This window comes from Bradyrhizobium ottawaense (genome assembly GCF_002278135.3).
Classification (GTDB): Bacteria; Pseudomonadota; Alphaproteobacteria; order Rhizobiales; family Xanthobacteraceae; genus Bradyrhizobium; species Bradyrhizobium ottawaense.
The window spans coordinates 397,370-414,396 of the sequence record NZ_CP029425.2 but is presented as its reverse complement, the minus strand read 5'-3'; the positions used below and the strand labels follow the sequence as shown (position 1 = coordinate 414,396).

Annotated in this window: 19 protein-coding genes; 14 read left to right on the top strand and 5 right to left on the bottom strand. The window is 65.9% G+C overall.

Annotation, left to right across the window (positions count from 1 at the left end; translation table 11 throughout):
- Positions 1-192 precede the first annotated feature (192 nt).
- The 5 genes from ccmA (at position 193) to CIT37_RS01950 (ending at position 3,396) form a co-directional block, all read left to right on the top strand.
- A complete protein-coding gene (gene ccmA / locus CIT37_RS01970; protein WP_095425484.1) occupies positions 193-795 on the top strand; it encodes a heme ABC exporter ATP-binding protein CcmA in 603 nt (200 codons plus the stop codon).
- A 277-nt stretch (positions 796-1,072) separates the two neighbouring features.
- Positions 1,073-1,741: a heme exporter protein CcmB gene (gene ccmB, locus CIT37_RS01965; protein ID WP_095425485.1), complete on the top strand. Its 669-nt coding sequence runs from the start codon at positions 1,073-1,075 to the stop codon at positions 1,739-1,741.
- 91 nt (positions 1,742-1,832) lie between these two features.
- A complete protein-coding gene (locus CIT37_RS01960; RefSeq protein ID WP_028139235.1) occupies positions 1,833-2,627 on the top strand; it encodes a heme ABC transporter permease in 795 nt (264 codons plus the stop codon).
- Positions 2,627-2,806 carry a heme exporter protein CcmD gene (gene ccmD / locus CIT37_RS01955; protein WP_038949857.1) on the top strand — a complete coding sequence of 60 codons (180 nt, stop codon included), beginning with the start codon at positions 2,627-2,629 and terminating at the stop codon, positions 2,804-2,806. The genes CIT37_RS01960 and ccmD overlap by 1 nt, the downstream gene beginning before the upstream one ends.
- On the top strand, positions 2,803-3,396 hold the full coding sequence (locus CIT37_RS01950; protein WP_028139236.1) for a DsbE family thiol:disulfide interchange protein: 594 nt from the start codon (positions 2,803-2,805) through the stop codon (positions 3,394-3,396). The genes ccmD and CIT37_RS01950 overlap by 4 nt, the downstream gene beginning before the upstream one ends.
- Before the next feature lie 136 nt (positions 3,397-3,532).
- Here CIT37_RS01950 and CIT37_RS01945 read toward each other — a convergent pair whose 3' ends face one another.
- Together CIT37_RS01945 and ftsY are read right to left on the bottom strand one after the other, a co-directional pair.
- Complete coding sequence (locus CIT37_RS01945) at positions 3,533-4,135, bottom strand: septation protein A (protein WP_028139237.1); 603 nt, start codon at positions 4,133-4,135, stop codon at positions 3,533-3,535.
- 3 nt (positions 4,136-4,138) lie between these two features.
- Positions 4,139-5,086: a signal recognition particle-docking protein FtsY gene (gene ftsY, locus CIT37_RS01940; RefSeq protein WP_028139238.1), complete on the bottom strand. Its 948-nt coding sequence runs from the start codon at positions 5,084-5,086 to the stop codon at positions 4,139-4,141.
- Between the two features lie 60 nt (positions 5,087-5,146).
- Here ftsY and CIT37_RS01935 point away from each other — a divergent pair, with 60 nt between their 5' ends.
- Complete coding sequence (locus CIT37_RS01935; protein ID WP_028139239.1) at positions 5,147-5,848, top strand: RluA family pseudouridine synthase; 702 nt, start codon at positions 5,147-5,149, stop codon at positions 5,846-5,848.
- Positions 5,849-6,056: 208 nt separating this feature from the next.
- Positions 6,057-7,166: a DUF2336 domain-containing protein gene (locus CIT37_RS01930; protein ID WP_028139240.1), complete on the top strand. Its 1,110-nt coding sequence runs from the start codon at positions 6,057-6,059 to the stop codon at positions 7,164-7,166.
- A 201-nt stretch (positions 7,167-7,367) separates the two neighbouring features.
- Here CIT37_RS01930 and mtaB read toward each other — a convergent pair whose 3' ends face one another.
- Both mtaB and dapF read right to left on the bottom strand, forming a co-directional pair.
- Positions 7,368-8,621 carry a tRNA (N(6)-L-threonylcarbamoyladenosine(37)-C(2))-methylthiotransferase MtaB gene (mtaB, locus tag CIT37_RS01925; protein WP_038949849.1) on the bottom strand — a complete coding sequence of 418 codons (1,254 nt, stop codon included), beginning with the start codon at positions 8,619-8,621 and terminating at the stop codon, positions 7,368-7,370.
- A complete protein-coding gene (gene dapF / locus CIT37_RS01920; RefSeq protein WP_095425486.1) occupies positions 8,621-9,496 on the bottom strand; it encodes a diaminopimelate epimerase in 876 nt (291 codons plus the stop codon). The genes mtaB and dapF overlap by 1 nt, the downstream gene beginning before the upstream one ends.
- 256 nt (positions 9,497-9,752) lie before the next feature.
- Here dapF and CIT37_RS01915 point away from each other — a divergent pair, with 256 nt between their 5' ends.
- Both CIT37_RS01915 and CIT37_RS01910 read left to right on the top strand, forming a co-directional pair.
- Entirely contained in the window at positions 9,753-10,532 is a 780-nt protein-coding gene (locus CIT37_RS01915; RefSeq protein ID WP_028139243.1) for a GyrI-like domain-containing protein, read from the top strand.
- A gap of 5 nt (positions 10,533-10,537) precedes the next feature.
- Positions 10,538-11,254 (top strand): SIMPL domain-containing protein, encoded by a 717-nt coding sequence (locus tag CIT37_RS01910; protein ID WP_161966311.1) that lies wholly within the window; start codon positions 10,538-10,540, stop codon positions 11,252-11,254.
- A gap of 180 nt (positions 11,255-11,434) precedes the next feature.
- Here the strand turns inward: CIT37_RS01910 and CIT37_RS01905 are convergent, their stop codons facing one another.
- Positions 11,435-12,499 carry an MBL fold metallo-hydrolase gene (locus CIT37_RS01905; RefSeq protein ID WP_161966310.1) on the bottom strand — a complete coding sequence of 355 codons (1,065 nt, stop codon included), beginning with the start codon at positions 12,497-12,499 and terminating at the stop codon, positions 11,435-11,437.
- 435 nt (positions 12,500-12,934) lie between these two features.
- Here CIT37_RS01905 and ffh point away from each other — a divergent pair, with 435 nt between their 5' ends.
- The 5 genes from ffh (at position 12,935) to rplS (ending at position 16,823) form a co-directional block, all read left to right on the top strand.
- Positions 12,935-14,482 carry a signal recognition particle protein gene (gene ffh / locus CIT37_RS01900; protein ID WP_095425488.1) on the top strand — a complete coding sequence of 516 codons (1,548 nt, stop codon included), beginning with the start codon at positions 12,935-12,937 and terminating at the stop codon, positions 14,480-14,482.
- An 85-nt stretch (positions 14,483-14,567) separates the two neighbouring features.
- Positions 14,568-14,900: a 30S ribosomal protein S16 gene (gene rpsP / locus CIT37_RS01895; RefSeq protein WP_008133080.1), complete on the top strand. Its 333-nt coding sequence runs from the start codon at positions 14,568-14,570 to the stop codon at positions 14,898-14,900.
- Positions 14,901-14,909: 9 nt separating this feature from the next.
- A complete protein-coding gene (rimM, locus tag CIT37_RS01890) occupies positions 14,910-15,461 on the top strand; it encodes a ribosome maturation factor RimM (protein ID WP_028139247.1) in 552 nt (183 codons plus the stop codon).
- A gap of 117 nt (positions 15,462-15,578) precedes the next feature.
- A complete protein-coding gene (gene trmD / locus CIT37_RS01885; protein ID WP_095425489.1) occupies positions 15,579-16,334 on the top strand; it encodes a tRNA (guanosine(37)-N1)-methyltransferase TrmD in 756 nt (251 codons plus the stop codon).
- A gap of 108 nt (positions 16,335-16,442) precedes the next feature.
- Positions 16,443-16,823 (top strand): 50S ribosomal protein L19, encoded by a 381-nt coding sequence (rplS, locus tag CIT37_RS01880; protein ID WP_095425490.1) that lies wholly within the window; start codon positions 16,443-16,445, stop codon positions 16,821-16,823.
- Positions 16,824-17,027: the final 204 nt, after the last annotated feature.

Below are 17,027 nucleotides of genomic sequence, written 5' to 3'. Positions count from 1 at the left end.
GTCAGCGTATCAGGCTGGGCCGCTTGCAGGGGCAGGTTGAGTTGCTGCATCAAGTAGTTCCGGGCTTATAGAAGCTTTCTAACCGCGCCGCCACAGCCACAATCGTACCGCAGCATTCGCGAGCCAAAAATTCCCATGCGCTACCCCAAGTTTTCCTGAGGCCCGGCTTTGAGCGGGGTGGTACGAAGCAAGATGCAGCTGTCTGGACGCGGGATCGTTTGCGTGCGCGGCGGCCGCGAGGTGTTTGCCGGGCTCGATTTCGAGGCCGTCGCCGGCGAAGCGGTGGCGGTCGTCGGCCGCAACGGGTCAGGCAAGACCTCGCTGCTGCGGCTGATCGCGGGCCTGCTGGTTCCGGCGGGCGGCACGATCGTACTGGACGGCGGCGACGCTGAAATGACGCTGCCGGAGCAGTGCCACTATCTCGGCCATCGCGATGCCCTGAAGCCTGCGCTCAGCGTGGCCGAAAACCTGACATTCTGGGCCGATTTCCTTGGGGGAGAGCGTCTTGACTTCGCCCAGAGCCTCGCCACGGTGGGGCTCGAACATGCCACCCACCTCCCCGCCGGCTTCCTGTCGGCCGGCCAGCGCCGCCGGTTGTCGCTGGCGCGCCTTTTAACCGTCCGCCGCCCGGTCTGGCTGCTGGATGAGCCGACCAATGCGCTGGACGTGACCGGCCAGGACATGTTCGGCGGCCTGATGCGCGAGCACCTGTCGCGCGGCGGCCTGATCGTCGCGGCGACCCATGCGCCGCTGGGGATCGATTCGCGGGAGCTGCGGATCGGGGGTGTGGCGTGAGGCGACACGACCCTCAGCTTTCCGAGCGGCTGGCCCCCGGCCTCTCCGTTCCCTCCCCCCTTGCGGGGGAGGGTCAGGGAGAGGGGTGCCACACGGCAAGACCTGTCGGTTCTGGCGTTGCGGAGGCAGGCGTTTTGTTGCTGGCGGCTCACCTCAAACGAGTATCTCACCCGGGGCTACCCCTCTCCCCCGCCCTCCCCCGCAAGGGGGGAGGGAGCGCAGTGTGCCTGTGGCGGGAGCCGGGCTCCCATAGCCGCCTCGCCGCGGGAGTCACCCCATGACCGCCCTCTCCGCCCTCGTCCGCCGGGACGTCAGGATCGCGCTCCGCGTCGGCGGCGGGGCGCTGATTGGCGTGCTGTTCTTCCTGACCGTGGTGGTGCTGATGCCGTTCGCGGTGGGGCCGGACCTGGCGCTGCTGTCGCGGCTGGGGCCGGCCATCCTCTGGCTCGGCGCGCTGCTGGCGAGCCTGCTCACCCTCGACCGGTTGTTCATGGCCGATCACGAGGACGGCTCGCTCGACCTGATCACGATGAGCCGGACGCCGCTGGAACTCGCCTGCGCCGCCAAGGCGCTGGCGCATTGGCTAGCCGCCGGCCTGCCGCTGATTGTCGCAACCCCCGTGCTCGGCCTGTTGCTCAACCTCGACATGGTCGCGACCGGCGCGGTGGCGCTGACACTGCTGGCGGGCACCCCGGCCCTGACCTTCACCGGCATGATCGGCGCGGCGCTGGCGGTGACCCTGCACCGCGGCGGGCTGCTGATGGCGGTGCTGGTGCTGCCGCTGTCGATTCCCGTGCTGATTTTCGGGGTTGCGGCCTCGCAGGCCGTGATCGTCGGTCCGATGTCGTTCGGCGCACCGTTCTCGATCCTGTGCGCGCTGTCCCTGGTCAGCCTCGTGATTGGCCCCTTCGCAGCCGCAGCGAGCCTGCGGCACGGGCTCGACTGAGATGCGCTGGACTGACCTTGACCCCGATCAACTTTCGTCCCTCGCTTTCGTGCTGATTGCCTGAGCGGCCACCGATGATTATCAGGGTACCATGACGCTGATCGACCTCGCCAACCCCACGCGGTTCCTCGCGCTGACAGCGCGGGTCCTGCCGTGGCTCGCGGCCGCGACCGTGCTCCTCCTTGCAATCGGTCTCTATCAAATCGCGCTTGCGCCCGACGACTATCAGCAAGGCGCGACCGTGAAGATCATGTTCATCCACGTGCCCAATGCCTGGCTGTCGATGTTCGTCTGGGGCGTGATGAGCATCGCTTCGCTCGGCACGCTGGTGTGGCGGCATCCGCTCGCCGACGTCGCCGCCAAGGCCGCAGCGCCGATCGGCGCCGCCTTCACCTTCCTCGCACTGCTGACGGGCTCGCTGTGGGGCCGGCCGATGTGGGGCACCTATTGGGAGTGGGATGCGCGGCTCACTTCGGTGCTGATCCTGTTCCTGATGTATCTCGGCCTGATGGCGCTGTGGCGCGCCGTGGACGATCCCTCGCGCGCCGCACGCGCCGCCGCGGTGCTGACCCTGGTCGGCGCGCTCAACCTGCCGATCATCAAGTTCTCGGTCGACTGGTGGAATACGCTGCACCAGCCGGCCTCGGTGATGCGCATGGGCGGCTCGGCCCTCGACAAATCGTTCCTGATTCCGCTGCTGGTGATGGCGATCGCCTTCACGCTGCTGTTCGTCACGCTGCATCTGGCGGCGATGCGCAATGAAATCCTGCGCCGCCGGGTCCGCTCCCTGCAAATGATGCAGGCGAGCCGGGTCGCATTCTCGAGCGAAATGGGCGCCGGTTCGCGCGGACAAAACGCGTCGAAAGAAATTGGGGCCGCAGGATGATGTCGCTCGGTCCTTATGCATCCTTCATCGTGACGTCCTATGCCGCAGCGGCCCTCGTGGTCGTGATCCTGATCGGCTGGATCGTGCTCGACTATCGCAACCAGACGCAGCGCCTGCGCGAGCTCGACCGCAGCGGCATCACCCGCCGCTCCGGCCGTAGCGCCATGGACGCATCATGAACGAGCAATCGACCTCCGCAGCGCCGCAGCGCCGCACTTTCCTGATGGTGCTGCCGCTGATTGCGTTCATCGCACTGGCGCTGCTGTTCTGGTTCCGGCTCGGCAGCGGCGATCCCTCGCGGATTCCCTCCGCGCTGATCGGTCGTCCCGCGCCGCAGACGGCGCTGCCGCCGCTCGAGGGATTGCAGATCGACAATGCGCAGGTGCCGGGCCTCGATCCCGCCGCGTTCAAGGGCAAGGTCAGCCTGGTCAATGTCTGGGCATCCTGGTGCGTGCCCTGTCATGACGAGGCGCCGCTTTTGACCGAGTTCGCCAAGGACAAGCGCTTCCAGCTCGTCGGCATCAACTACAAGGACGCGTCCGACAATGCGCGGCGCTTCCTCGGGCGCTACGGCAACCCGTTCGGTCGCGTCGGCGTGGATGCCAACGGCCGCGCCTCGATCGAATGGGGCGTCTACGGCGTGCCCGAAACCTTCGTCGTCGGCCGCGAAGGCACCATCGTCTACAAGCTGGTCGGCCCGATCACGCCGGACAATCTGCGCAACGTGTTGTTGCCGCAGATGGAGAAGGCGCTGGGGGCAGGCTCGTAAGGCAGCTCGTGCCCCGGACGCAGCGCAGCGATCCTTCATCGATGCGCTGCTGAGCCGGGGCCCATCTCACCACGGCTGCATTGCCGGAAAGAGCCTGGGTCCCGGCTCGCGCTTCGCGCGTCCGGGACACGAGAGCTTACCCCTTCCTAACATCCCCCGCGTCCGCCTCGCTCGCTTCCAGCGACGCCGGCTCGAGGTGGTAGCGCTTGGTCAGCGGCATCTGGGCGATGGCGAAGACCATGGTCAACGGGGTCACGCCGAACACCTTGAAGTTCACCCAGAAGTCGGTGCTCTGGGTGCGCCAGACGATCTCGTTCAGCACCGCCATGCCGGCAAAGAACAGCGCCCAGCGCAGGGTGAGGATGCGCCAGCCCTGCGGCGTCAGATTGAACATCTGGTCGAACATGACGGCGATGAAGGAGCGGCCGAACAACAGGCCGCCGCCGAGGATCGCAGCGAACAGGCCGTAGATGATGGTCGGCTTGAGCTTGATGAAGGTCTCGTCGTGCAGCACCAGCGTCAGCGTGCCGAACACCAGCACGATCACGCCCGTGACGATCGCCATGATCGGAATGTGGCGCGTCACCACATAGGAGGCGACCATCGCCGCCACGATCGCGACCATGAAGGCGCCGGTCGCCGCGAATAGATTGAACTTCGCGTTCACGAAGAAGAACACGAGCAGCGGCCCGAGCTCGGTCGCCAGCTTGAACAGCGGATGCGGCTGGGTCTTGTCCATTCTTCAGCTTTCGATTCCGGCAATGGCGCGGGCGAAGTCGCGCGCGGTGAACGGCGCGAGATCGTCGACGCCTTCGCCGACGCCGATGAAATGCACCGGCAGTTTGAACTTCTCCGCGAGCGCCACCAGAATGCCGCCGCGCGCAGTGCCGTCGAGCTTCGTCATCACGAGGCCGGTGACCCCGGCGGTGCGATGGAAGGCCTCGACCTGCGACAGCGCGTTCTGGCCGACGGTGGCATCGAGCACAAGCAGCACGGCATGCGGCGCAGTGTCATCCACCTTGCGGATCACACGCACGACCTTTTCGAGCTCGTTCATCAGCTCGGCCTTGTTCTGCAGCCGGCCGGCGGTGTCGATCAGGAGCACGTCGATATTCTGCTCCTTCGCCGCCGTCAGCGCGTTGAAGGCAAGGCTCGCCGAATCCGAGCCCTGCGCGCCCGCGATCACGGGCGTCTTCGTCCGCTCGCCCCACACCTTGAGCTGTTCGATCGCCGCAGCGCGAAACGTGTCGCCGGCGGCCAGCATCACCTTGCGGCCTTCGGAGGCGAATTTCTGCGAGAGTTTTCCGATGGTGGTGGTCTTGCCCGAGCCGTTGACCCCGACCACGAGGATCACGAACGGCTTCCTGGCCGTATCGATCTCGAGCGGCTTTGCCACCGGCGCCAGCACCTTCTCGACCTCGGTGGCGACGACGTCCTTGACCTCGTCCGCCGAGATCGCCTTGTCGTAGCGTCCGGTGCCGACGGCGTCCGCGATCCGCACCGCGACTGACGTGCCGAGATCGGCGCGCAGCAGCACGTCCTCGATGTCGTCGAGCATGGCGCGGTCGAGCTTGCGCTTGGTGACGAGGTCGGCGACCGCGGTCCCGAGCGAGGACGAGGTGCGCTTCAGCCCGTTGGACAGGCGGCGCCACCAGCTCAGCTTGGGGGGATCTGACGTGGTATCGTTCATGGCGGGGGTGTGTTAGCCGTTCCGGCTGCCAAACGAAAGTCTTGACCGAAAGTCTTGCAATTGCTCGATGTTCCCCAATTGACGGCCGATGAAATTCTGGCCCGCGTGCTCCATCGCGACGGGCTGATGCTGATCATCGACAAGCCGGCCGGCCTGCCGGTGCATCGCGGTCCCAAGGGCGGCGCCAATCTGGAGGCCTCGTTCGACGCGCTCTGCTTCGGCCTGCCGCGGCCGCCGGTGCTCGCTCACCGGCTGGACAAGGACACCTCCGGCTGCCTCGTGCTCGGCCGCCACCGCAAGGCAACGGCCTCGCTCGGCCTCCTCTTCAAGCATGGCAAGATCGGCAAGACCTACTGGACCGTGGTCGAGGGCGGCCCCGCCGAGGACGAGGGCACCATCGACATGCCGCTCGGCCGGCTCAACGCCGAACGGGGCTGGTGGCAGAAGCCTGATCCTGAGGGACAGAAGGCGATCACGAACTGGAAAGTAATGGGCCGGGGTGACGGTTTCACCTGGCTGGCCATGGAACCGGTGACCGGGCGGACCCATCAATTGCGGGTGCATTCGGCCGCGACCGGCTGGCCGATCTTCGGCGATAACATTTACGGCAACGGCCCGCGTTTCGGCGAGCCAAAGCTGCACCTGCATTCCCGCGAGATCGTGGTGCCGATCTCCCGGAACAAGGAGCCCGTCCGCGTCGTGGCGCCGGCCCCGCCCCACATGCACGAAAAGCTCCGCGCCTGCGGCTGGAACGGGGAATAATCTTTTAGACCCTCAGGGTGAGCAGGCCGCCAAGAAAGGCCCGCATCTCGCCCGCGGCCATCCTTCGAGACGCCCGCTTTGCAGGCTCCTCAGGATGAGGGTCGGCACTCGCCTTCCGCCCATGGTTTACGAAACGTTCAGCGCTCGGCGCTAATGATGACGGTTGCTTAGAACAAGCTTCTGTAACCGCTCAGGATGAGCAGGCGTGATGTCCAAGGCCGAGCTATCGATCATCGAAGAGGTCGAATCCGCGATTCGCGCAGGCTCGGCGGAAAAGGGCCTGGAAACGGCCCGGCGCGTCACCGACCTGTTCCTCTCCTCTGCCGGCAGTTTCGACGACGAGCAGATCGCGCTGTTCGACGAGGTGCTCGAGCGCCTGATCGGCACCATCGAGCTTCGCGCCCTTGCCGACATGGGCGCACGCATCGCGCTCGCCGAGATCAGCGCGCAGCTGGCGCCGATCGCGCAGGCGCCGCCTTCGGTAATCCGCCGCCTCGCCAGCAATAACGAGATCCGCATCGCCGGTCCCGTGCTGCAGGAATCCGCCCGCCTCGACGACGGCGAGCTGGTGAAGATCGCATCATCCAAGGGCGAGCCGCATCTGCTGGCGATCGCCGGCCGCTGGTGGTTAAAGGAAATCGTCACCGACGCACTTCTGGCGCGCCGCTATCCCAGCGTCAACCGGCGGCTCGCTGCCAATCCCGGCGCGCGCGTCTCCGGAAACGGATTCGCCGTCATAATCGGGCAGGCCGAGGCCGATCCCGAACTTGCCGTCAGTGTCGGCGTCCGCGTCGACCTGCCGTCGGAGCTGCGCCGTCGATTGCTGCGCTCGGCCAGCGATGCCGTGCGCGCCCGCCTGCTGTCGCGCGCGCCGCCGCATCTGTTCGAGGAAATCCAGAGCGCGATCGCCGCCGTCACCGTCGGTGTCGATCGCGAGATGTCGGGCGTCCGCGATTTCGAAGGTGCCAAGCGGGCGATTGCAATGCTCAAGGCGACCGGCCAGCTCAGCGAAGCGACGCTGCTCGGTTTCGCCGCGCAGCGGCGCTATGAAGAGACCGCCGCGGCGCTGGCCGCATTGTCCGGATCAACCGTCGAGGTGATCCGCCCGCTGATGCAGAGCCTGCGCGACGACGGCTTGCTGGTGCCGTGCAAGGCGGCGCAGCTCAGCTGGGAGACCACAACCGCCGTGCTCGAAAGCCGCTTTGCCACAGGCGCCATGAAGCCGGCCGATCTTGCAAGAGCGCAAGGGCACTTTGCGCGGATGACGCCGGAGAATGCAAAGCGGACGCTGCGCTTCTGGCAGGTCAGGGCGTCGTAGGGCGCGCTCTTTGGGCAGGCATATCCACACCCTCGGTTTCGTCCCTGCGAACGCAGGGACCCATAACCACAGGGTGACGTTTGGCGAAGATTCGGAATTCGGTACTGCGACCATCCGCAACCGATAAATCACGCGGTATGGGTCCCTGCGTTCGCAGGGACGACGCTGGGGATATAGCGCGTCCAACTCGCCGTAGCCCGACTAAGTAGTCAGTCGCTCACCATCGCCGCCAACGATCCGCAGCGACACCACGCTTCCCACCCGCTCGCCAGCGATCGCCACCGGCAGGTAATGCTCCGTGCGGCCCTGCGCCTCACTCTCGATCAGCACATCGCGCGTGGCACCGATTTCGGCTTGCAGCCGCTTGCGTAGCGCCATCTCGCCAGCTGCCCGCAGCCGCTTCGCGCGCTCCTTGATCGCCGGCCCCGCCACCTGCGGCATCCGTGCGGCCGGCGTGCCGGGGCGAGGTGAATAGGGGAAGACGTGCAGGAATGTCAGGCCGCATTCCTCGACCAGATCGAGCGAGCGCGAAAACATCTCCTCCGTCTCGGTCGGGAAACCCGCGATGATGTCGGCACCGAACAGGACATCGGGGCGCAGGCGGCGCACCTGCTCGCAGAACACGATCGCGTCCTGCCGTGAATGCCGCCGCTTCATCCGCTTCAGGATCATGTCGTCGCCGGATTGCAGCGACAGATGCAGATGCGGCATCAGCCGCGCATCGCCGGCGATGGCGTCAAGCAGATCAGCATCCACCTCGATCGAATCGATCGAGGAGATGCGCAGGCGCCTGAGTTCCGGCACATGCCGCAAGATCTGCTTCGTCAGCATGCCGAGCTTCGGCGCGCCCGGAAGGTCAGTGCCGTAGCTGGTGAGATCGACACCGGTCAGCACGATCTCGGCATGGCCGCGCTCGGCCAGCGTCCGCACCTGCTCGACCACCGCGCCCATCGGTACCGAGCGCGAATTGCCGCGGCCATAGGGGATGATGCAGAAGGTGCAGCGATGGTCGCAGCCGTTCTGCACCTGCACGAACACGCGCGGCAGGCCGCTCGTATAGCCGTCGATGAGATGCGGCGCCATCTCCCTCACGGCCATGATGTCGCTGACGGCGATCTTCTCGCCGGCGCCGAGATCGAAGGCATCGCGGGCCTCGCGCCAGGCTTGGCGGCGCATCTTGTCGTCGTTGCCGACGACGCGATCGACCTCGGTCATGTCGGCGAACATCGCAGCTTGCGTCTGCGCCGCGCAACCGGTGACGACGATGCGCGCCTCGGGCCGTTCGCGCTTCAGTTTGCGGATCGATTGCCGCGCCTGCGCCACCGCCTCGTTGGTGACGGCGCAACTGTTGATGACGATGGTGTCTGAAAGGCCAGCACCCTCGGCCTCGCGGCGGATCACTTCGGCCTCGAAAGCATTGAGGCGGCAGCCGAAGGTGACGACGTCGACGGCCATCAGGCGGCCGGCGCAAACAGCGCCGGATCGAATCTGCCCTCATATTCGAAGGTCGCCGTGCCCGTCATCAGCACGTGATCGTCGCGTTCGCGCCATTCGATGCCGAGCTTGCCGCCGGGCAGCGTGATCTCGACCTTGCGCTCGGCCCGCTTCAGGCGGGCCGCACCGACGGCCGTGGCGCAGGCCGCCGAGCCGCAGGCCCTGGTCAGGCCGGCACCGCGCTCCCAGGTGCGGATCGTGATGTGCTTGTCATCGACGATATGGGCGAGCGTGATGTTGGCGCGCTCCGGGAAGATCGGGTGGTTTTCGAGCAGCGGACCGAAACGCTCGAGATCATAGGCGTCGACGTCGTCGACCCAGAAAATCGCATGCGGATTGCCCATGCTCAACACGGAGGGCGAATGCAGGATCGGATTGTCGATCGGCCCGATCTGCAATTCGATGTAGCGGGTATCGCGGAACTCTTCCGCCAGCGGAATGTCCTGCCAGCCGAACTTCGGCGCGCCCATATCGACGGTGTAGAGATCGGGCGCCGGGCCCTGCCAGGCATTGAGCAAGCCGGCCGCCGTCTCGAACGTCGCGGCGGTCTGCCCGTTCTTCTCGAAGATGCGCCGCACCACACAGCGCATGCCGTTGCCGCAGGCACCGGCCTCGGAGCCATCGCTGTTGTAGATGCGGATGAAGGCTTCGGTGCCGTCGAGCCGCGGCTTCTGCAGCACCATGAGCTGGTCGTAGGCCACGCCACCGTTCGCGGACGCCACCGCGCGGGCGTCGTCCGACGTCACCTTTGCTGCGGAATCGCGCATGTCGACAACGACGATCTCGTTGCCGATGCCGTTCATCTTGGCAAATGCGTGGTTGGCCAGCGCGCTCATGAAAATTCCCGAATTTCGCCTGTCTTATATGGCGATCCTTGGCCGCTTGGCCAGTGATTTGCCGCCGGGCGCCAGGAGGACTGCCAGGAGAACTGCCATGACGCATCTGTCATGGGACGAATTTGGCACCCACGTGTTAGAACGGCGAAAGTTCGTCGCGAACCGGGATGCGCGGCCGGGCTCAAGCCGGATTAGGCCTTGGCGGGCAAGGTCTTGCTGATGAAGGGCCTTGGCTAAGGCCTTGGGGAGAATAAAAATGATCAGGTTTCGTCGTCTTGCTCTGGCCGCGCTGATCCCGGCAGCGGCCTTGTCGCTTGGCCTGCCTGAGGTTCTGGCGCAAACTCCGAGCCCGGCACCGGCGGCCTCGGCAAGTCCCTCGCCGGCCCCATCGGCTTCTCCCGCCCCGGCCGCGAGCGCCTCGCCTGCCCCAACGGCGACGGCCTCACCCGCGCCGTCGCCTGCCGCCAGCGCGTCGCCGGCCCCGACAACGTCGCCCTCGCCCGCAGCCAGTGCCTCACCCAGCCCCACGGCCCCGCCGCCGGCGGCGGCCGCAACACCTGCCCCGGTGCAGACCGCCGATCCGTTCGGCCTGGAAACCACGCTCGAGGCGAAGAAGGTCGTGATGGTCAAGGGCACTGCCAATTGGGACTCGGCCTTCGACACGCTGATCGACGCTTTCAAGGCGCTGAATACGCTCCTGGACAAGCAGGGCATCAAGCATGCCGGCAATGCGATGATCGTCTACACCTCGACCGACGATACCGGCTTCACCTTCCTTGCCGAGATCCCGGTCGAGCAGGATCCCAAGAACCTTGCCAAGGACATGAGCATCGGCAAGTCGCCGGAGGGCAAGGTGCTGAAATTCGTCCATCGCGGTTCCTACGACAACATGGACAACACCTACGAGGCGATCACCAATCACCTCGACGACAAGAGACTGGAAGCCAAGGACACCTTCATCGAGGAATACCTCACCGATCCACTCAAGACGGCAGAGGACAAGCTCGTGATCAACGTTTTCGTGCCACTGAAGTGAGACCGATGAAAAAGACTACCGTACTTGCTACGTCCCTTGCCGCCGTTTTCGCCGCCACGCTGCTGACAACGCCCGCGCTTGCCGATGATTTTCCATCCGCCATTACGGTGAGCGGCGAAGCCAACATTTCTGCGGCGCCCGATCTCGCGCAGATCGACGCCGGCGTCGCCAACGACGCCAAGACAGCGAAGGAAGCATCCGATGCCAACAACGCCGCGATGGGCAAGGTGCTGCTGGCGTTGAAGGGCGCCGGCATCGCCGAGAAGGATTACCAGACCTCGCGGCTGTCGCTGCAACCGCAATACGGCCAGAACAAATCCACCGGCGCATCCCCGGTGGTCGGCTTCCGCGCCAGCAACCGTGTCACCGTAAAAATTCGCGACGTGACCAAGGTCGCCACCATCATCGACACGCTGGTCGGCGCCGGCGCCAACGACATCGGCAACATCTCCTTCGAGGTGACGCAGGCGTCAAAACTGCTCGACGACGCGCGCGAGCAGGCGGTCGTGGACGCCCGCCGCAAGGCCGAGATCTACGCCAAGGCCACCGGCGTGACGCTGGGCGCGCCGCTCAGCGTGTCCGAGGGCGGCGCCCCGGTGCCGCTGTTCAAGGGGCGGATGGCGACAGCGCCGATGGCAGCGCCGCAAGCCGCAGTTGCGCCCGGCGAGGAAACGCTGTCGGTGACGGTGAATGTGAGCTGGGCGATCAAAGCGGGGCAGTAGGCCGCAAGAGGCACGCTGCCCGCCCAAACAACGGTGGTCGTCCCCGCGAAGGCGGGGACCCATAACCACAGGGAGGAGTGTGAGGCAACTCTCCCACTCCGAGTCTTCGCCAAACCACTCCCTGTGGGTATGGGTCCCGGATCTACGCTCCGCTTCGCTTGTCGGGGACGACAGCGAGACCTAAATCTCCACCACCTGCCCCGGCTGCATCGCCACGAACTTCTCCTGCGGAATCTTCGCAGCATCCAGGGCTTCGAGCAGCGCCTTGGCCGGCGCGTCGATCGCCTCATCCGTGAGCTGGAACGTGCCGTGATGATGCCCGAGCGCGGCCTCGGCGCCGCAATCGCGTAGCGCCTTCACCGCGTCCTCCGGATTCATGTGCTGGTCGCGCATGAACCAGCGCGGCTCGTAGGCGCCGATGGGGAGAATCGCCAGTCGCAGCTTCCCATGCTTCTCGGCGACACGGCGGAAATGCCGGCCATCGCCATAGCCGGAATCGCAGACGACGTAGATTTTTCCGGCCGGCGTCTCCAGCACGAAACTCGCCCACAGCGCCTTGTTGCGATCGAACATGCCGCGCGCCGTCCAGTGCCGGGTCGGCACCAAGTGCACGGCGATGCCGCCGCCGAGCTCGACGCGGTCATGCCAGTCGAAGGCTTCAACCTTGATCGTGGAATCCCAGCTGCGCATCGTCACGTCGTTGCCGAGCGGGGTCACCACGCGCGGGGCAAAATTCTTGGTGAGCCGCGACAGCGTCGCGATGTCGAGATGATCGTAATGGCCGTGCGAGACCAGCACGACGTCGATCTTCGGCAGCTTCTCGAAGGCGATGCCGGGATCGTTGTGCCGCTTCGGCCCGGCCCAGGCGACCGGCGAGACCCGCGTCGACCAGACGGGGTCGACCAGAATGTTGAGGCCGCCGGTCTGGATCAGCCAGCTGGCATGCCCGACGAAGGAGAGCCGCACCTTGTCGCCGTCGACCCGCGCCGGCGGCGTGTCGGCATGGGGGCTGGGCGCCCAGTCGGGCCAGGTGGCGCGCTGCCGCTTGCCGCCGAGCTGCCAACGCAGCACCTCCCGAAGCGATTTCGGCGGCGCGCCGTCCGGATCGAAGAAGTTCAGACCGTCGAAATGGTCGGAGGCGGGACCGTCGTAGGTTTTCATGCGGGACATCCAAAGGGACGGGACACCGACCAGGGCGCCTGCCCCGGCAAGCAGTCCGAACAGGCGGCGGCGGGTGATCGGCACGGCGGGCTTCAGGACTGGTGGCGGAGGTAAGTCATCACCTTCTATATGGGCGAGGCAAAAGGAAAAGGAACCTGCAGTCGAAAGCGACGTATTTTCAAGATGTTACCTTGGTAGAGACATTCCGGCGCCCTAACTTTCCTTGACTTTTGGGCGTGAGCGGCGTTTAACCCCGCCACTTTCTCGGAAAGGCTTTCTTTTCGACCCGCCGACTGGTCCTCGAGGCCGGAGGTCAACGCCCGACAGCGCTGTGCGCCCTCGGGCGTAAAGGTGTTTGGACTTTCTTCTCCCTCGCCCCGCTCTTGCGGGGAGAGGGTCGGGGTGAGGGGCTCTCTCCGCGCATGGTGCGCGTAGACGGTCCCGTACCCCCTCACCCGGATCGCAAGGGCGATCCGACCTCTCCCCGCGAGCGGGGAGAGGTAAAAGAGGACAACGGCATTGTTCGACAATCTGTCGGAACGGCTTGGCGGAATTCTCGATCGTCTGACGGGGCGCGGTGCGCTGACCGAAAAGGACGTCGATGCCGCGATGCGCGAGGTGCGCCGCGCGCTGCTGGAGGCCGACGTCGCGCTCGAGGTGGTTCGCAGCTTCACCGAGCGCGTGCGCGAGCAGGCGATCGGCGCGACCGTCGTCAAGTCGGTCACCCCCGGCCAGATGGTCGTCAAGATCGTCCATGACGAGCTGATCAACACGCTTGGGGCCGAAAGCCAGACCATCGACGTCAACTCCGTGCCGCCGGTGCCGATCATGATGGTCGGTCTGCAAGGCTCCGGTAAAACCACCACCACTGCAAAGCTCGCCCGCCGTCTGGTCCAGCGCGACAAGCGCAAGGTGCTGATGGCCTCGCTCGACGTCTATCGCCCGGCGGCGATGGAGCAGCTGGCCGTGCTCGGCCGCGACCTCGACATTCCGACCCTGCCGATCGTGGCGGGACAGCAGCCGCCGCAGATCGCCAAGCGCGCGCTGGAAGCCGGTAAGCTCGGCGGCTACGACATCGTGCTGCTCGACACCGCCGGCCGCACCACGCTCGACGAAGATATGATGGCGGAAGCCGCCGCGATCAAAGCTGCGGCCAATCCGCATGAAGTGCTGCTGGTCGCCGACAGCCTCACCGGTCAGGACGCCGTGAACCTCGCGCGCGCGTTCGATCAGCGCGTCGGCCTCACCGGCATCGTGCTGACCCGCGTCGACGGCGACGGCCGCGGCGGTGCTGCGCTGTCGATGCGCGCGGTCACCGGCAAGCCAATCAAGCTGATCGGCACCGGTGAAAAGACCGACGCGCTGGAAGATTTCCACCCCGATCGTATTGCCGGCCGCATCCTTGGCATGGGCGACGTGGTGTCGCTGGTCGAGCGCGCTGCCGCCAACATCGACGCCGAAAAGGCCGCGCGCACCGCCGAACGCATGCGCAAGGGTCAGTTCGACCTCAACGACATGCGCGAGCAGCTGCTGCAGATGGCCAGCATGGGCGGCATCAGCGGGCTGATGGGCATGATGCCCGGCATCGCCAAGATGAAGAACCAGATTGCGGCCGCCGGCATCGACGACAAGATCCTGAAGCGCCAGGTCGCGGTGATCGATTCCATGACGCGCGACGAGCGCCGTCATCCCGATTTGCTCAAGGCCAGCCGCAAGAAGCGTATCGCTGCAGGGTCCGGCCAGAGCGTCGAGCAGGTCAACAAGCTGCTCAAGATGCACCGGAACATGGCTGATGTGATGAAGGCCATGGGCTCGGGCAAGCGCGGCCCGCTCGCCGGCATCGCGCAGGCCATGGGCTTTGGCGGCGGCATGAAGCCGCCTTCGCCGGAAGAGATGAAGGCGCTGCAGGAGAAGATGCAGAGCGGCGGCGGACAGGGTCTGCCCAATTTGCCGAAGGATCTGCCTGCCGGCTTGCGTCAGGGCCTGCCGAATGTGCCAGGGCTCACGGGCCTCAGCGGCAAGCCGATGCTGCCGGGCCTCGGCGGTTTTCCCGGCAAGAAGAAATGAGGAATTCGTCACGAGGGATCGCACGGTCTCGCGCGGCGCGAAAATACCAATCAACCGAACAAACTGTACTTTGAAGGAGAACTGAATGTCCGTCGTTATCCGCCTCGCCCGCGCAGGCACCAAGAAGCGTCCCGTCTATCACGTCGTCGTCGCCGACTCGCGCTTCCCCCGCGATGGCCGCTTCATCGAGCGTCTCGGCTATTTCAACCCGCTACTGCCGAAGGACAACGAGACTCGTCTGAAGCTCGACATGGACAAGGTGAAGGCCTGGCTCGCCAAGGGCGCGCAGCCGTCCGACCGCGTGGCGCGTTTCCTCGACGCTGCCGGCGTCAAGAAGCGCGAAGCGCGCAACAACCCCGAGAAGGCCGTGCCGCGCAAGGAGCGCAAGGCGCAGGCCGAAGCCGCCGCGAAGGGCTAAGGCTAGGTCATGTCGGCGCTGGTCTGCGTCGCGCGGATCGGCGCCGCGCATGGTGTGCGCGGTGCGGTCAAATTGTGGACCTTTACCGAAGATCCCTTTGCCGTCAGGAGCTACGGTCCGCTGCTGTCCAAGGACGGCAAGCGCCAGTTCGAGGTCGCAACGGCGCGCGAGGCAAAAGATCATCTGGTCGCGACGTTCAAGGGCGTCACGACCCGCGATGAGGCCGAGCGCCTCAACGGCATCGAGCTCTACGTCGCGCGCGAAAAACTGCCCGCGACGGATGAGGACGAATATTACCACACCGACCTGATCGGGCTCGCCGCCGTCACCACCGACGGCGACGCGCTCGGCCGCGTGCTCGCGATCCACAATTTCGGCGCCGGCGACATCATCGAAATCGCGCCACCCAAGGGCACGACGATGCTGTTGCCGTTCACGAACGCAGTGGTGCCGGAGGTCGATCTCAAAGGCGGCCGCGTCGTGATCGCGCTGCCGCAGGAGATCGAGGGCGATGACAATGATCCCTCCACGAGTCGTCCCCGCGAACGCGGGGACCCATAACCACAGGCCGTGGTTTTTGGCTAAGCTGATGGCTCCAGCCATCGCAAAACTGGCTGCGGTGGTTATGGGTCCCGGATCTGCGCTGCGCTTGTCCGGGACGACGAGAATTGAGATCCGATGACAACCCCCTCACCCTGGCGCGCGACCGTGCTGACGCTGTTTCCGGAGATGTTTCCGGGGCCGCTCGGCGTGAGCCTGGCCGGCCGGGCGCTGGCCTCCGGGCTGTGGGAGATCGAGGCGCGGGACATCCGGGCGTCCGCCACCGACCGCCACCGCAGCGTTGACGACACCCCGGCCGGCGGCGGGCCGGGCATGGTGCTGCGGGCGGATGTTCTGGCGGCGGCCATCGATGCCGCCGAGATCGCCCCCGAGCGGCCGCGGCTGCTGATGAGCCCGAGGGGTCGGCCATTGACCCAGGCCCGCGTCACAGAGCTCGCCCAGGGCCCCGGCCCCCTGATCATCTGCGGGCGCTTCGAGGGGATCGACCAGCGGGTGATCGACGGGCGGGGCCTGGAGGAGGTCTCGATCGGGGATTACGTGCTCTCCGGGGGCGAAATCGCCGCTTTGGCCCTGATCGACGCCTGCGTGCGGCTGCTGCCGGGCGTGATGGGCAAGGAGGCCTCGGGAACCGAGGAGAGCTTCTCCGACGGCCTGCTCGAATACCCCCAATACACCCGGCCGCAGCTGTTCGAGGGCGCTCCGATCCCTGATATCCTGACCTCGGGCGACCACGCCAAGGTTGCCAGCTGGCGACGGGCGCAATCGGAGGCCCTCACGGCGGCCCGGCGGCCGGATTTATGGGCCCAGATCCCCTCCAAGGCCCCGAATCGGGCGGGACGCCAAAAAACGCCAAAAAACAAGACAGACGGGTGACAAACGCTCCGGCTTGCCTTATAGGAGCGGCCACATCCGCAATAGCTGGATAGACGAATTTCGCGCAGCCCCCGATCTGCGGCTGGGCGCGCCGATGGAGATTTACCCATGAACCTGATCAAGCAGCTCGAGCAAGAGCAATTCGACAAGCTGTCCGCTGGCAAGGACATCCCGGAATTCGGTCCCGGCGACACCTTGATCGTCAACGTGAAGGTCGTCGAAGGCGACCGCACCCGCGTGCAGGCCTATGAAGGCGTCTGCATCGGCCGTTCCGGCGGTGGGCTCAACGAGAGCTTCACCGTCCGCAAGATCTCCTACGGCGAGGGCGTGGAGCGCGTGTTCCCGGTGATGTCGCCGATGATCGACTCGATCAAGGTGGTGCGCCGCGGCAAGGTGCGTCGCGCCAAGCTCTATTACCTCCGCAGCCTTCGCGGCAAGTCGGCCCGCATCGTCGAGAAGCAGGACCGCCAGACCGCGGTCGGCGAGTAAGCTCCGCCCCATCAGGCAAGTTTTCGAAAGCGCGGGGCTCGGCTCCGCGCTTTTTTGTTGCGTCAGCCGTGCGCGTCAAACCACTCGCGCTTCCAATTCGGCCTGCTATATATTCTTGGAATGTTTCCAGATCCGGCCAGCCTCGCCCCCGTCAAGCGCATCGTCATCGACGATCGCTCGCGGCTGCCTGGCCGGTTCTTCGGA

Coding starts and splice junctions, on each gene's coding strand:
- ccmA (WP_095425484.1), top strand. CDS start 193: ATGCAGCTGTCTGGACGCGGGATCGTTTGCGTGCGCGGCGGCCGCGAG.
- ccmB (WP_095425485.1), top strand. CDS start 1,073: ATGACCGCCCTCTCCGCCCTCGTCCGCCGGGACGTCAGGATCGCGCTC.
- CIT37_RS01960 (WP_028139235.1), top strand. CDS start 1,833: ATGACGCTGATCGACCTCGCCAACCCCACGCGGTTCCTCGCGCTGACA.
- ccmD (WP_038949857.1), top strand. CDS start 2,627: ATGTCGCTCGGTCCTTATGCATCCTTCATCGTGACGTCCTATGCCGCA.
- CIT37_RS01950 (WP_028139236.1), top strand. CDS start 2,803: ATGAACGAGCAATCGACCTCCGCAGCGCCGCAGCGCCGCACTTTCCTG.
- CIT37_RS01945 (WP_028139237.1), bottom strand. CDS start 4,135: ATGGACAAGACCCAGCCGCATCCGCTGTTCAAGCTGGCGACCGAGCTC.
- ftsY (WP_028139238.1), bottom strand. CDS start 5,086: ATGAACGATACCACGTCAGATCCCCCCAAGCTGAGCTGGTGGCGCCGC.
- CIT37_RS01930 (WP_028139240.1), top strand. CDS start 6,057: ATGTCCAAGGCCGAGCTATCGATCATCGAAGAGGTCGAATCCGCGATT.
- mtaB (WP_038949849.1), bottom strand. CDS start 8,621: ATGGCCGTCGACGTCGTCACCTTCGGCTGCCGCCTCAATGCTTTCGAG.
- dapF (WP_095425486.1), bottom strand. CDS start 9,496: ATGAGCGCGCTGGCCAACCACGCATTTGCCAAGATGAACGGCATCGGC.
- CIT37_RS01915 (WP_028139243.1), top strand. CDS start 9,753: ATGATCAGGTTTCGTCGTCTTGCTCTGGCCGCGCTGATCCCGGCAGCG.
- CIT37_RS01910 (WP_161966311.1), top strand. CDS start 10,538: ATGAAAAAGACTACCGTACTTGCTACGTCCCTTGCCGCCGTTTTCGCC.
- rpsP (WP_008133080.1), top strand. CDS start 14,568: ATGTCCGTCGTTATCCGCCTCGCCCGCGCAGGCACCAAGAAGCGTCCC.
- rimM (WP_028139247.1), top strand. CDS start 14,910: ATGTCGGCGCTGGTCTGCGTCGCGCGGATCGGCGCCGCGCATGGTGTG.
- trmD (WP_095425489.1), top strand. CDS start 15,579: ATGACAACCCCCTCACCCTGGCGCGCGACCGTGCTGACGCTGTTTCCG.
- rplS (WP_095425490.1), top strand. CDS start 16,443: ATGAACCTGATCAAGCAGCTCGAGCAAGAGCAATTCGACAAGCTGTCC.